We start from the raw sequence: 13220 nt of genomic DNA on the forward strand, positions 1-13220 counted from the left end.
ACATTTTAACCTATTACATACATCGCTAATAAAGGACTCAGCCTCTGGCTGCTATTGGAATATATATGTACTGGATTATCAACGACAATATTGAATTCAGACCGGGAATGAAAAGACTGTCATCGGTAAATAATCCCGAAATGAACGTTACTCTGACCTCTCCAGCCAGCCGTTGCCTTCTCTTACTGCTTCAAGCATCTCCGGATATTGTGCTGCAACAAGATTTTTTTAAGAAAGTTTGGGAAGAAGAAGGAATGTTAGTTCCCACGAATACGCTCTATCAGAATATATCTATTGTTCGTCGTGGGCTGCGTGCCGTAGGTGAAACAGACAGAAGACTTATTGCAACCATTCCCCGGAAAGGTTTTCAGATAGATGACAGCGTAAAAATCTCCAGACGAAACGATAACGAACCGGCTACACCTTTTGCTATTTCTACTGCCAATTATCAAACAACTCACAACACTCCTGAAGAGCTTGATTATCCAAAGGATGATGTACTGAACGAGCAAGATCTTCATGCTGAGACAGACACTCGTGCAATTAAGAAAAAGAAGTCGTTTGCAACCTCGAATGGAGTTTTTGCTGCTTCAGCCTCATTTATCGCAGCCCTGCTCGTCGTTTACCTGACATGGAACATTAGTAACGATGCTGCTTTTTTTGAAAGTTATACGTTCATTGAAAATGAAGATGGTTGCCATTTTTACACCAAAGATGATAGCCATGACAACAATGAATATTACCTGAAATATAAATCTCTTATTAAAGACTCTGGTTTGAATTGTAAAAATTACCCCTGGGTCTATTTCCCAACTTCACCTACCTCGCCATCTCTCGCTGCTTTAGTCTGCAAGAATAAATTTTCGACAACATCATCACCAGGGTGCATTTCACTTTTAATCAGGGGAGTAAACGGTGACTAAAAAAGCAATATTCTTTCTAAGCCTGTTTTTTATAAGTGTAGGGATTGTAGCGGGATTTTTTTATTACTCATTGCTTATAAAAAACAGAAGTGCTGAAAGTTGCAGTGCTTCCATGATCGTTTTTCATAAAGAAACACAAGCCAACATTACTTTCGATTTTATGTACAATAAAGAGAAAAGAAATGGCATCGTTTCAGTAAGCGGAAGTTACCTTGAAAACTCTCACCCAGAAGGAACCATACGCAGAGATATATCCTTTACTTGGACCGAAAATCACGGTACCTATAATTTTCTGTCATCCGGGATAAACAAAATCGATAGTTTAGAAACCTTACCGGATAAAGTCATCGCTACTGTTTTGCCCGGTTTTTACGTTTATCCTGATAAAAGTATCACCTATTCAATCCATCCCCAGGGATCGCAAGGATTTCTTTTCACCATTGGAAAACGGCCGCTTTTCTTTTGCAGCCGTTAGAAGCGGTTAGTGAGTGTCATCAAATTTGCATGATGGGGACGACCAAACCAGTCCTCCCCTGCTTCTACTTTGAACAAAAACGGCAGAACTGATTGAGCGTCAATGGAATTCACGTATTACTCTATCCACGAACTTAGAGTAAGAGCTGAATGCAACCAACGTTGATTTTCTCGAAATAAAAAAGCCCCAGCTTACGAAGTAAGCTGGGGCTTTATATTTGGCGGAAGCGCAGAGATTCGAACTCTGGAACCCTTTCGGGTCGCCGGTTTTCAAGACCGGTGCCTTCAACCGCTCGGCCACACTTCCGGTGTGAGGCGCACTATAAACATCCTCGAGTCTCATGTAAAGCCCGGGAATGTTTGTTTGCCTGAAAAACCATCAAAACCGCGCTGTTAGATTGAAATACCAGCACAATGATCGTTTATTCAGCGCATCTCAGATCAGTGTTGCTTAATGTATAAATCTTTTGTCAGGTATACACCCAGGCTATCGGGCGCAAACCCGCCAACCCAAGGCTTCACCAGATGTGTACGAACATAGTGGTAAACCGGGATAGCGGGAACGTCCTCGCCAAGTATGTCTTCTGCTTGCTGGTAATATTTACCACGTTCGGCAATATCCTTCGCTTTCGCTGCACTCTTCAGTGTTTCGTCATACGCCGGATTGCTATATTTACTCGTGTTTTCACTATCGCCGGTACGGAAATTATTGAGGAAAGTGGCGGCATCAGCATAGTCTGCAATCCATGCATACCGTACCACATCGAAATTACCCGTATGCATGGTATCAAGCATGGTTTTCCACTCCTGATTTTGTAGCTTTGCATTAACACCAAGATTTTTCTGCCACATTGAACTGGCAGCAATCGCGATCCGCTGATGTGTTTCCATCGTGTTATACAGAAGGCTGAAGCTCAATGGGTGCTCATCAGTGAAACCAGCTTCATTGAGGAGTTTTTTCGCTTCAGCGAGTCGTTTTTCCCTCGGCCATGACGCGTAATCTGGTGAAGCTATTTTCACACCGCCAATTTCCGGCTGGCTAACTACCCATGCAGGACGCTGCCCCTGTGCCATTACCTTATCCGCGATGACATCTTTATCCAGAGCCATATTGAGTGCGCGACGTACTCGAGGATCGTTAAATGGCGGCTTAGTGGTATTAAACTCGTAATAATAGGTCGCCAGTTGCGGAGCGACATGCACCTGATCGCCTAACGTTTTCTTTAACTGCGCAAACTGGTTCACAGGAATGGTGTATGTGATATCAATCTCGCCAGCTTTATAACGGTTAATGTCCGCCGTTTCGGCATTGATAGGAAGGTAAGTGACTTTATTAATCACTGTCGCTTTATTATCCCAGTAACGAGTATTGCGCTGGGCGACAATGCGTTCATTAACGACCCAATCGGTAATCTTGTAGGCACCGCTCGTTACTATATGTTCCGGCTTTGTCCATTTATCACCAAATCGATTGATCAACACGCTGTCTACCGGAACCAAAGATGGGTGCGCCAGCATCGGCAGAAAGGATGCCGTGGGTTGCGTCAACGTGACTTCCAGTGTTGAATCATCTAGCGCCTTCACCCCAAGCGTGTCAGGTGTTTTTTTACCTTGAGCGATATCAGCAGCATTAACGATATGCATATTTCCAGGATAGCTGGCATAGGGGGATGCCGTTTTCGGATCGACTAAACGTTGCCAGCTCCAGACCACATCTTTTGCCGTGATCGCCGTACCATCCGACCATGTGATCCCCGGGCGTAAGTGGAAAATCCAGACCGTGTTATCTTTGTTTTCCCATTTTTCCGCCAGCCGGGGTTCAATGGTTCCATCTGCCTTAACAGCGACCAACCCGTCGAAAATATCGCTAATAATGTTGAACTCGACGTCACTTTCCACTTTATGTGGATCCAGCGATGCAGGCTCGCTGCCATTGTTACGCACCAACTCCTGTTTTTCAGCAAGCGTTGTTCCTGCGGGTACCGTCGCTGCAAACGCGCCGGAACATGCGCTCAGAATGCCGATAGTCAATAATGAAAGTGCAATGTGGTTACGTGTTTGTGGTTTCATGTCCTTTCGCCTTAGTAATGTACATTGTCACGACGCGATTACACTCTTAGCGCCCCAATAGTTATATAGCAATAGATTTCAGTGACATATAAGACACCAATATGGATCTGTCTCACATTTATCCCTTTATGCTGAGTAGCGCGCATTTCTGCGCACGAAACACTGTGTCAGCACCGCGGCATTATGAGTAAAGATGGGTAAAACAACTTTGTCAGCAAGCGAGACTTTTTTAGACTCTGCAATCAATTACATCTGTCATAAGAGAGTGACTCATGGATCGTATTATTACTTCATCGCGTGACCGTACTTCCCTGCTAAGTACGCACAAAGTCCTGCGTAACACCTATTTCCTTTTAAGCTTAACGCTGGCGTTTTCCGCAATTACGGCGACCGCCAGTACCGTATTAATGTTGCCTTCTCCGGGCCTGATCCTGACGCTGGTTGGGATGTACGGTTTAATGTTCCTGACCTATAAACTGGCGAACAAACCAACCGGTATCCTGGCTGCGTTCGCGTTCACTGGTTTCCTCGGTTATATCCTGGGGCCAATGCTTAATGCTTATCTCTCAGCAGGGATGGGAGATCTTATTGGCCTGGCACTCGGTGGCACCGCATTGGTCTTTTTCTGCTGTTCCGCCTACGTGTTAACGACACGTAAGGATATGTCTTTCCTCGGCGGCATGCTGATGGCGGGCGTGGTGGTGGTGGTGATCGGGATGGTCGCGAATATTTTCTTGCAGTTGCCAGCGTTGCATCTGGCTATCAGCGCCGTATTTATCCTGATTTCAAGTGGCGCTATCCTGTATGAAACCAGCAATATCATCCACGGTGGTGAAACCAACTACATCCGCGCCACAGTCAGTCTGTATGTGTCGCTGTACAACATCTTTGTCAGCCTGTTGAGTATTCTGGGTTTCGCTAACCGCGATTAAACAAGCCTGATTCCCCATTAGCCCCGCTTATGCGGGGCTTTGTTTTTTGCTACACTCCCGCCGTTGTTGACTAACGCTGCTAAAAATTATGTTGATCTTTGAAGGTAAAGAAATCGAAACCGATAGCGAAGGCTATCTAAAAGACACTACGCTGTGGAGCGAAACCTTAGCGTCTATCATCGCTGAGAAAGAGAACATAACGCTCTCTCCTGAGCACTGGGAAGTGGTGCGCTTTGTGCGTGAATTTTACCTGGAATTCAATACCTCTCCCGCTATTCGCATGCTGGTAAAAGCGATGGCGAATAAATTTGGCGAAGAGAAAGGCAATAGTCGCTATTTGTACCGCCTGTTTCCCAAAGGGCCTGCTAAACAGGCGACAAAGATCGCTGGTTTGCCAAAACCGGTGAAGTGCATCTAATAGCGAATGCCGAAGTTTGTCCATTCCCTGCCGGGCTGATGCGGTTCGGCAAGAACTCTGTCAACCCGGGCGCTACGCGGTCCCCCTGCTTTCAGCCACGCAATCAGCTGATTCACTGCGTGCTCGTCGCCGCAGGCAACCACTTCGACGCTGCCATCATCAAGATTACGTGCATACCCCGTCACACCGAGCTTCTGTGCTTCGTGCTGCGTGCTATAGCGAAACCCGACGCCCTGCACCATTCCGTGTACCCAGGCGATTGTGCAGACATGTGCCATCTTTCCCTCCCCTTTCTATTCAGGCTCGTTGCATTTGCCCGTTGAACCCGTGACAATAGCGCCCATTTTCTTCAGTTTATAGAATAGCCGAATATGAGTGTACGTTTAGTGTTAGCCAAAGGGCGCGAGAAATCATTGCTGCGCCGTCATCCCTGGATTTTCTCCGGCGCTGTCGCGCGAATGGAAGGCAAAGCCAGCCTCGGTGAAACGGTTGATATTGTCGATCATCAGGGTAAGTGGCTGGCGCGTGGAGCATTATCTCCTGCATCGCAGATTCGTGCTCGCGTCTGGACTTTCGATAAAAATGAAAGCATTGATATCGCGTTTTTCACCCGCCGCCTACAACAAGCACAGCAGTGGCGAGATTGGCTGGCGCAACGCGATGGTCTCGACAGCTATCGCCTGATTGCTGGCGAATCTGACGGCTTACCCGGCGTAACCATCGATCGTTTCGGTGATTTTCTTGTTCTCCAACTTCTTAGCGCAGGTGCGGAATATCAGCGTCCAGCCATTATCTCGGCGCTCCAGTCTCTCTATCCACAATGCGCGATTTACGATCGCAGCGATGTTGCTGTGCGCAAAAAAGAGGGGCTGGAACTCGCGCAAGGACTGGTGGTTGGCGAACTGCCGCCCGCGTTGTTGCCGATTAAAGAGCACGGCATGAAGCTGTTTGTTGATATTCAGGGCGGGCATAAAACCGGTTACTACCTCGATCAGCGCGACAGCCGGCTGGCAACACGTCGCTACGTGGCAGACAAGCGCGTATTAAACTGCTTCTCCTATACCGGCGGCTTTGCCGTTTCCGCGCTGATGGGCGGATGCCGCCAGGTCGTCAGTGTAGATACCTCTCAGGAAGCGCTGGATGTCGCGAAACAGAACATTACGCTGAACGAGCTGGATCTAAGCAAAGCAGAATTTGTTCGCGACGATGTATTCAAACTGCTGCGCAAATATCGCGATCAGGGCGAAACTTTCGATGTCATCGTGATGGACCCGCCAAAGTTCGTGGAAAACAAAAGCCAGTTGATGGGCGCCTGTCGCGGTTATAAAGACATCAACATGCTGGCGATCCAGCTCCTGAATCCCGGCGGTGTACTGCTCACTTTCTCCTGTTCCGGTTTGATGACCACAGATTTATTTCAGAAAATTATTGCTGACGCCGCAATAGATGCTGGTCGTGATGTACAATTTATAGAACAGTTCCGTCAGGCCGCCGATCATCCTGTGATCGCTACCTACCCGGAAGGGCTGTATCTGAAAGGGTTTGCCTGCCGCGTCATGTAACTTGAAATTTGGAACTGCGCCCGCATATCTGCGGGTATGTAAGGTTCCCGGGAGGTGACAATGATTGCCAGCAAATTCGGTATCGGTCAGCAAGTTCGCCACTCACTGCTGGGGTATCTTGGCGTAGTGGTCGATATCGATCCTGAGTATTCACTGGACGAGCCGTCAGCAGATGAGCTGGCGGTGAACGACGAACTCCGCGCGCTGCCCTGGTATCATGTCGTAATGGAAGATGATGATGGCCAACCAGTGCACACATACCTGGCAGAAGCACAGCTGACAAGCGAAATTACGGATGAACATCCGGAGCAGCCATCCATGGATGAACTGGCGCGCACCATTCGCCGACAGCTCCAGGCTCCGCGCCTGCGCAACTAAAAATACCCCGCCAGATGCGGGGTATTTTTTATTTCGCCAGACCGAGCCGCGGGATCTCAATAGCCGGGCAGCGATCCATCACTACATTTAACCCCGCCTCACGCGCCAGCACGGCCGCTTGTTCATTAATCACCCCTAATTGCATCCAAAGCGTTTTCGCTCCGATGGCAATCGCCTCCTGTGCAACACCCCACGCCGCTTCCGAATTGCGAAAAACATCCACCATGTCGATTTTTTCTGGCACATCGGCAAGTGTTGCATAGCCCTGCTGCCCAAGAAGGGTAGTCCCTGCTACTTTCGGCGAGACGGGAATCACATGATAACCCTGGTCCAACAAATACTTCATCACGCGATAACTTGGTCGATCGGGTTTATCACTCGCACCAACCAGCGCAATAGTTTGGGTCGACTGTAAAATATCGGCAATATCGGTTTCTTTCATGTTTTCCTCCCGGCGATGTCACCAAAGTGTAAATCAAACAGACCCACCCGACCATTTTCGGATTTTTTTATTCACTTCTCTTGCAGCATCAGACGCTTCCAGTAATCTGTAGCGAAAACCACTGACGGAAGCGGATTATGGAATCAACCACTCGCACCTTACCCGTGCGCAAAAATATTGCACTGGTCGCACACGATCACTGCAAGCAATCATTAATGAAATGGGTAGAACGCCACCAGCCTGTACTGGCCAAACATGAGCTATATGCGACTGGTACAACCGGGAATTTGATTCAGCGAGCAACCGGCCTTGAAGTCAACGCCATGCTGAGTGGCCCAATGGGCGGCGACCAGCAAGTCGGCGCGTTGATTTCAGAAGGCAAAATCGACGTACTGATTTTCTTCTGGGACCCGCTTAATGCGGTCCCGCACGATCCTGACGTAAAAGCCCTCTTACGTCTTGCAACGGTGTGGAATATTCCGGTTGCGACCAATTTATCTACCGCTGATTTTATTATCGAATCGCCGCAGTTCAATAACAGCGTCGACATCCTCATTCCGGACTACCAACGTTACCTCGCTGAGCGTCTTAAATAAATCCTGGCGGCCGCAGCGGCCGCCTTCGTTTCACGGTTTTCGCGCGACTGGCACATCCAGCGATTTTAACGTGTCGACAAAGCGTGACGGTTCATCTTTATCAAACAATAGCCAGACACGATGGCGTGCGCGCGTCAATGCGACGTACAACAATCGCCGCTCTTCCGCATCAGGGAACTCTTCCGCCTGCGGCAGCAAGGCTTGCTCCATAATGGATTCCCGCGCCGGAGCAGGAAAACCATCCGCGCCCTCTTTCAGCCCCACCACAATCACATAGTCCGCTTGTTGCCCTTTACTGGCGTGGATAGTCGTAAAATCGAGCTGAAGTTTCGGCCAGCGGGTGGCGGCTTTATCAAGAACCGCCGGTTTTCCGTGGTGATAACGAGCCAGAACCAGGATCCTGTCTTCCGGCGTTGCATATCCGCTGAGTTTATCTAAAAGTGCATCCAGCTGATCCTGCGCCATCAGCGTCACTGCGTTTTTATCCCCACTTTTCAAACTGTTCAATGGCTTTGCAAGCTGCCATGGGTTCTGCTGGATAAAGCGATTCGCCACTTCACCAATGCGTGAATTGAAACGATAAGTCGTATCCAGTGCGCAGAGATCGCCTTCACCAAAATAGTCATGGAAAGCGGTGGTTAAGGAAAGTTGCGCGCCGCTGAAACGGTAAATTGCCTGCCAATCATCACCGACAGCAAATAGCGTCGTTTGTGAGTTTTGCTTACGCAACGCAGCCAGCAAAGCCGCGCGCTGCGGTGAAATATCCTGAAATTCATCGACCAGAATATGCTTCCATGGGCTAACAAAACGCCCTTTTTCAAGCACATTAATTGCCTGATGAATCAGCCCGGAAAAATCGACGGCGTTTTCAGACTTTAGCTCTGCTTTCCACGCTTTTAAAATCGGCGCCATCAATTTAATGCGTTTACTGAACAGGTCACGAACTTCATCTGGAGCGCCGGCGATCATCTCAGCCTGTGCACCGCCATGCATACGCATCAGTCCGATCCAACGATCGAGACGCGGAGCGATGCGGCGCTGCAATTTTGCATCTTCCCAAAAATTGCCTTCAGGGACGTCCCATTCCATCTCTTCTTCCAGCCACTGACGCCACCCTTTCGCCTGTGCTTTCTTTTCACTGCACTGCTGGCACCAGGTATCCGTTAGCAAGGACAGCCGAGCCGATGTGTCATTTTCCAGCTCGCTTAAAGCGGGCACTTTTTTGCTTCCCTGGGAGATGATATACAACGCCAGCGCATGAAAAGTGCGCGCAGTAATCTCCTCGGTATGTAGCCTTTGCTGGATACGCTCATCCATCTCCTGAGCGGCTTTGCGACCAAACGCAAGCAGCAGGATTTGATCCGCCGAGGCTTCGCCACGAGCCAGCAACCAGCCTGCTCGTGCCACCAGCACCGACGTTTTTCCACTCCCCGCGCCAGCAAGCACAAGTAAAGAGTGCTCGCCGTTGACCACGGCCCGCGCCTGCGCCGGGTTTAAAGGAGATGTTTCAACGTGCTCAAAAAAAGCGGCGTACTGAGTAACCATCGTTTCAGTATAAGTTTGATTGTGCTGTGTCCGGCGCTTCTCAACGTCCGTCAGCCACGACTGACACTGACGCCAAAGCTCACGGCAATTATCAAACTCCGCTAATCGGCTTGTCGGAATCGGCAACGCGGCAAACGCCTGCTGCAATTGCTGCTGTAACCCCTGAAGCTGCTTACGGGTAAGCCATTTCGTTGGCTCAATACGCCCGGAAATCAGCTCCAGTTGCTCCGATAAAACCCCGGCAGCAACCTCGCTCATTTCCGCGCTCCACCGGTTCCAGCGCTCATTTAAAAGATGGTAAAAACGCTGTGTTTCGTTCCATTCCGTTCCGTGAAGACGAACTACTTTGTTGTCGGCAAGCTGAAATTCCATCTCTCCCCACACCAGCCCTCGCTTGCATTCAATCGCTAACAACTGATTGAAAGGGATAAGGTATTCGTGTCTGTCACCTGCCACTTTAATGCCGGCATTCAGAATGACTGCGCGATCATACGGGTGTTGCGCCAGACGTTTTCCCAGTGAGGTCGCTTTCAGTTCCATGACTTATCGTTCTCAACTTGTGACAATAATTGCCAGTTTACCTGCCAGAGAATTGGCGCTCCAGCCCAAATAATCGTTACAATTACCGGCATTCTCTACCGACCGGTTTGTACTGAGGTTTTATGCGTACCGTTTTGAATATTCTAAATTTTGTGCTTGGTGGTTTCGCCACAACACTCGGATGGCTACTCGCAACAATAATCAGCGCCCTGCTCATTATCACTCTGCCGTTGACGCGCTCTTGCTGGGAAATCACAAAGCTCTCATTTATCCCCTGGGGAAATGAAGCCATTCACATTGATGAACTCGAACCGCAGAGCAAAAACAGCCTGTTAAATGCAGGTGGAACATTATTGAATATTATCTGGCTTATTCTGTTTGGCTGGTGGCTATGCATTATGCATATTACCGCCGGTATCGCTCAGTGCCTTACCATCATCGGCATTCCCGTTGGCGTCGCGAACTTTAAAATCGCTGCGATTGCACTGTGGCCAGTTGGCCGTCGTGTGGTATCTGTAGAAACCGCTCGCGCTGCCCGCGAAGCCAATGCGCACCGTCGTTTTCAATAATCGGATCGCTTGTCATTATGTTAAGTCCTCTGCTTCGCCGTTATACATGGAACAGTGCCTGGCTCTATAACGTCAGAATTTTTATTGCGCTTTGCGGGACTGCTTTGCTGCCCTGGCTACTCGGCGAGGTGAAACTGACCATCCCGCTAACGCTTGGCGTCGTTGCCGCCGCACTTGCCGATCTGGATGACCGCCTGACGGGGCGGCTGAAAAACCTGATAATTACGCTGGTGTGCTTTTTTATTGCGTCTGCATCTGTGGAGTTACTCTTCCCGTGGCCATGGTTGTTTGCGCTTGGTCTTGTGACATCCACCATTGGTTTCATCCTGCTTGGCGGGCTCGGACAGCGTTACGCTACCATTGCTTTTGGTGCGCTGCTTATTGCGGTCTATACCATGCTGGGAATTTCCCTTTTCGAACAATGGTATCAGCAACCACTGCTGCTGTTGGCAGGTGCAATCTGGTTTAACTTGCTGACGCTGGTTGGACATCTGGTTTTCCCCATTCGCGCCCTACAAGACAACCTGGCGCGTTGCTATGAACAACTGGCACATTACCTTGAACTAAAATCACGTCTTTTTGACCCGGATATTGAAGATGATAGCCAGGCGCCGCTCTATGATTTAGCACTGGCGAATGGCCAGTTAGTGAACACGCTCAATCAAACCAAAGCCACGTTGCTCACGCGTTTGCGCGGAGATCGTGGGCAGCGCGGCACACGTCAAACATTGCATTACTATTTTGCAGCGCAAGATATTCACGAACGAGCCAGTTCTTCACATATCCAATATCAAACACTGCGCGAACACTTTCGTTATAGCGACGTGATGTTCCGCTTTCAGCGCTTACTTTCCATGCAGTCACATGCGTGCGCTCAGTTATCACGCGCCATTTTGCTTCGCACTCCGTATCAACACGATTCTCGCTTCGAACGTGCATTTATCCACCTTGACGCGGCGCTTGATCGTCTTCGCGCTAATGGCATCACGCCTCAGGAGCATATGAAAGCACTTGGTTTTCTGCTGGATAACCTGAGGGCTATTGACGCTCAGTTAGCAACTATTGAATCTGGTCAACCACAGCCTTCATTGTCAAATGACACTGAAAATCAGCTTTCGGATGATAGTCTGAGTGGTTTCAATGACATGCGGCAGCGGTTACGTAATAATTTGACGCCAGAATCCGCACTTTTTCGCCACGCAGTACGCATGTCGGTGGTGTTATGTATCGGTTATGCGTTTATCCAAATAACGGGGCTACAGCATGGTTATTGGATCTTACTGACCAGTCTCTTTGTCTGCCAGCCGAACTATAACGCCACTCGCCACAGGCTGACGCTACGCGTAATCGGAACGCTGATTGGCGTTGCGATCGGCTTGCCGGTACTTTACTTCGTTCCCTCACACGAAGGGCAACTGATACTCATCGTCATCACCGGCGTACTGTTTTTCGCATTTCGAACAGTGCAATACGCGCATGCCACGATGTTCATCACCTTACTGGTGTTACTGTGCTTTAACTTATTGGGCGAAGGATTTGAAGTCGCGCTTCCCCGCATTATTGATACGCTTATAGGTTGTGCTATCGCCTGGGCGGCAGTGAGTTTTATCTGGCCGGACTGGCGTTTTCGACACCTGCCCCGCGTTACTGAACAAGCCTTTGATGCTAACTGCCGCTACCTTGATGCCATTCTTGAACAGTACCATCAGGGACGCGATAACCGGCTTGCTTACCGCATCGCCAGACGTAACGCTTATAACCGTGACGCGGAACTGGCATCGGTCGTTTCAAATATGTCTTCCGAACCCGGAACCTCACCTGAACTTCGCGATGCCGCGTTCCGTTTGTTATGTTTAAATCATACCTTTACCAGTTATATTTCCGCGCTTGGCGCACATCGTGAGCAGCTCACCCAGCCGGATATCCTACGTTTACTTGATGATGCAGTCTGCTATGTTGACGATGCTCTACATCACCTACCAGCAGACCAAAAACGTGTTCAGGATACCCTTGCCGATCTATCCCAACGCATTAAACACCTGGAGCCGCGCCCGGATAGCAAAGAGCCACTGGTACTGCAACAGATTGGCCTGCTAATCGCTTTATTGCCTGAAGTGTGCCGTCTGAAAAGCCAAATTACTCAGTAAGGACTCGCTCCTTTCTTGATTACGCCGTTAAACCACTCCATCAGTTCCCGGCGTCGCGGCGCCGGTAACGCCGCTTCGTGAAGCCCAACAATTGCGCCCTCGAGTGCAAGAAGCACTTTCGCGCTCAGATGCTTGTTTGATTTTCTCAATCTAAGCCAACAAACTTTTGCCCCGAGCATTCGCAGTGTATGTGCATCCAATACGCCCGCTTCATGGAGTTGAGCTTCAAGTTGAAAAGTAAGGTTAGGCAGATCGCGTAACCGTTTTCTGGCACTGCGCCGATCTTTATCACGCCGCGCAGCATCAAGTGACAGAGCCGAAAGTTGCAGAAGTAACGAACGATCGCGCCACAAACTCTCGCTAACGAAGTAGTAATTTAACGAAACCTGACGCCCACGTTTGTTGAATACCAGTAAAGGGGCATCTTGCGTAACCGTATATTGCGCACTCTCGTCGCAAGCGCGAAGGTAAAGTTCCCCTTCTGCAACCATCGCGAAAACCGTTTTATCCACTGACAAGCTGTAACCACCAAAATGAGCGCGGTGACAAATTGTGCCGAGAGGCATGAGGTATTCGCGCGACTGATATATCCGTTGATAAGATAGGTCTTCCATGATTTTTCCC

General features: G+C 49.3%; 14 protein-coding genes and 1 tRNA gene. 9 read left to right on the top strand and 6 right to left on the bottom strand.

The features are described 5' to 3' along the window. The first annotated feature begins 65 nt into the window (after positions 1 to 65). Together O3S68_RS08915 and O3S68_RS08920 are read left to right on the top strand one after the other, a co-directional pair. A complete protein-coding gene (locus O3S68_RS08915; protein WP_269231322.1) occupies positions 66 to 923 on the top strand; it encodes a winged helix-turn-helix domain-containing protein in 858 nt (285 codons plus the stop codon). Beyond that, entirely contained in the window at positions 916 to 1398 is a 483-nt protein-coding gene (locus tag O3S68_RS08920) for a hypothetical protein (protein ID WP_045506786.1), read from the top strand. The genes O3S68_RS08915 and O3S68_RS08920 overlap by 8 nt, the downstream gene beginning before the upstream one ends. Before the next feature lie 218 nt (positions 1399 to 1616). Here O3S68_RS08920 and O3S68_RS08925 read toward each other — a convergent pair. Both O3S68_RS08925 and O3S68_RS08930 read right to left on the bottom strand, forming a co-directional pair. Further along, positions 1617 to 1704: transfer RNA gene (locus O3S68_RS08925), tRNA-Ser, on the bottom strand. A gap of 134 nt (positions 1705 to 1838) precedes the next feature. After that, positions 1839 to 3467 carry an ABC transporter substrate-binding protein gene (locus O3S68_RS08930; protein ID WP_269231323.1) on the bottom strand — a complete coding sequence of 543 codons (1629 nt, stop codon included), beginning with the start codon at positions 3465 to 3467 and terminating at the stop codon, positions 1839 to 1841. Positions 3468 to 3739: 272 nt separating this feature from the next. Between O3S68_RS08930 and yccA the strand changes: the two genes are divergently transcribed. Then, positions 3740 to 4399 (top strand): FtsH protease modulator YccA, encoded by a 660-nt coding sequence (gene yccA, locus O3S68_RS08935; RefSeq protein ID WP_269231324.1) that lies wholly within the window; start codon positions 3740 to 3742, stop codon positions 4397 to 4399. Between the two features lie 88 nt (positions 4400 to 4487). After that, on the top strand, positions 4488 to 4817 hold the full coding sequence (tusE, locus tag O3S68_RS08940) for a sulfurtransferase TusE (RefSeq protein ID WP_020457280.1): 330 nt from the start codon (positions 4488 to 4490) through the stop codon (positions 4815 to 4817). Here tusE and yccX read toward each other — a convergent pair. Further along, positions 4814 to 5095, bottom strand: coding sequence for an acylphosphatase (yccX, locus tag O3S68_RS08945; RefSeq protein WP_045506776.1), 282 nt, complete (start codon positions 5093 to 5095; stop codon positions 4814 to 4816). The two genes, tusE and yccX, sit on opposite strands and share 4 nt — an antisense overlap. A 93-nt stretch (positions 5096 to 5188) precedes the next feature. Between yccX and rlmI the strand changes: the two genes are divergently transcribed. Continuing rightward, positions 5189 to 6379, top strand: a complete 1191-nt coding sequence (gene rlmI / locus O3S68_RS08950) for a 23S rRNA (cytosine(1962)-C(5))-methyltransferase RlmI (protein WP_097408004.1) — start codon at positions 5189 to 5191, stop codon at positions 6377 to 6379. 60 nt (positions 6380 to 6439) lie between these two features. After that, entirely contained in the window at positions 6440 to 6757 is a 318-nt protein-coding gene (gene hspQ / locus O3S68_RS08955; RefSeq protein ID WP_017456235.1) for a heat shock protein HspQ, read from the top strand. A gap of 28 nt (positions 6758 to 6785) precedes the next feature. Here the strand turns inward: hspQ and O3S68_RS08960 are convergent, their stop codons facing one another. Then, positions 6786 to 7199, bottom strand: a complete 414-nt coding sequence (locus O3S68_RS08960; RefSeq protein WP_020457277.1) for a CoA-binding protein — start codon at positions 7197 to 7199, stop codon at positions 6786 to 6788. A 137-nt stretch (positions 7200 to 7336) separates the two neighbouring features. Between O3S68_RS08960 and mgsA the strand changes: the two genes are divergently transcribed. Beyond that, on the top strand, positions 7337 to 7795 hold the full coding sequence (gene mgsA / locus O3S68_RS08965; protein WP_086871977.1) for a methylglyoxal synthase: 459 nt from the start codon (positions 7337 to 7339) through the stop codon (positions 7793 to 7795). Positions 7796 to 7825: 30 nt separating this feature from the next. Here mgsA and helD read toward each other — a convergent pair whose 3' ends face one another. Continuing rightward, positions 7826 to 9880 (bottom strand): DNA helicase IV, encoded by a 2055-nt coding sequence (gene helD / locus O3S68_RS08970; RefSeq protein ID WP_269231325.1) that lies wholly within the window; start codon positions 9878 to 9880, stop codon positions 7826 to 7828. A gap of 122 nt (positions 9881 to 10002) precedes the next feature. Here helD and O3S68_RS08975 point away from each other — a divergent pair, with 122 nt between their 5' ends. Both O3S68_RS08975 and yccS read left to right on the top strand, forming a co-directional pair. Continuing rightward, a complete protein-coding gene (locus O3S68_RS08975; protein ID WP_020457274.1) occupies positions 10003 to 10449 on the top strand; it encodes a YccF domain-containing protein in 447 nt (148 codons plus the stop codon). Positions 10450 to 10466: 17 nt separating this feature from the next. Next, positions 10467 to 12596 (top strand): YccS family putative transporter, encoded by a 2130-nt coding sequence (gene yccS / locus O3S68_RS08980; RefSeq protein WP_160270822.1) that lies wholly within the window; start codon positions 10467 to 10469, stop codon positions 12594 to 12596. Here yccS and O3S68_RS08985 read toward each other — a convergent pair. Beyond that, complete coding sequence (locus O3S68_RS08985; RefSeq protein WP_269231326.1) at positions 12590 to 13210, bottom strand: TfoX/Sxy family DNA transformation protein; 621 nt, start codon at positions 13208 to 13210, stop codon at positions 12590 to 12592. The two genes, yccS and O3S68_RS08985, sit on opposite strands and share 7 nt — an antisense overlap. Positions 13211 to 13220 lie beyond the last annotated feature (10 nt).

Source organism: Kosakonia sp. SOY2 (assembly GCF_027109175.1).
GTDB lineage: Bacteria > Pseudomonadota > Gammaproteobacteria > Enterobacterales > Enterobacteriaceae > Kosakonia.

Coding starts and splice junctions, on each gene's coding strand:
- rlmI (WP_097408004.1), top strand. CDS start 5,189: ATGAGTGTACGTTTAGTGTTAGCCAAAGGGCGCGAGAAATCATTGCTG.
- O3S68_RS08975 (WP_020457274.1), top strand. CDS start 10,003: ATGCGTACCGTTTTGAATATTCTAAATTTTGTGCTTGGTGGTTTCGCC.
- yccX (WP_045506776.1), bottom strand. CDS start 5,095: ATGGCACATGTCTGCACAATCGCCTGGGTACACGGAATGGTGCAGGGC.
- O3S68_RS08960 (WP_020457277.1), bottom strand. CDS start 7,199: ATGAAAGAAACCGATATTGCCGATATTTTACAGTCGACCCAAACTATT.
- O3S68_RS08930 (WP_269231323.1), bottom strand. CDS start 3,467: ATGAAACCACAAACACGTAACCACATTGCACTTTCATTATTGACTATC.
- yccA (WP_269231324.1), top strand. CDS start 3,740: ATGGATCGTATTATTACTTCATCGCGTGACCGTACTTCCCTGCTAAGT.
- hspQ (WP_017456235.1), top strand. CDS start 6,440: ATGATTGCCAGCAAATTCGGTATCGGTCAGCAAGTTCGCCACTCACTG.
- O3S68_RS08915 (WP_269231322.1), top strand. CDS start 66: ATGTACTGGATTATCAACGACAATATTGAATTCAGACCGGGAATGAAA.
- yccS (WP_160270822.1), top strand. CDS start 10,467: ATGTTAAGTCCTCTGCTTCGCCGTTATACATGGAACAGTGCCTGGCTC.
- tusE (WP_020457280.1), top strand. CDS start 4,488: ATGTTGATCTTTGAAGGTAAAGAAATCGAAACCGATAGCGAAGGCTAT.
- mgsA (WP_086871977.1), top strand. CDS start 7,337: ATGGAATCAACCACTCGCACCTTACCCGTGCGCAAAAATATTGCACTG.
- O3S68_RS08985 (WP_269231326.1), bottom strand. CDS start 13,210: ATGGAAGACCTATCTTATCAACGGATATATCAGTCGCGCGAATACCTC.
- helD (WP_269231325.1), bottom strand. CDS start 9,880: ATGGAACTGAAAGCGACCTCACTGGGAAAACGTCTGGCGCAACACCCG.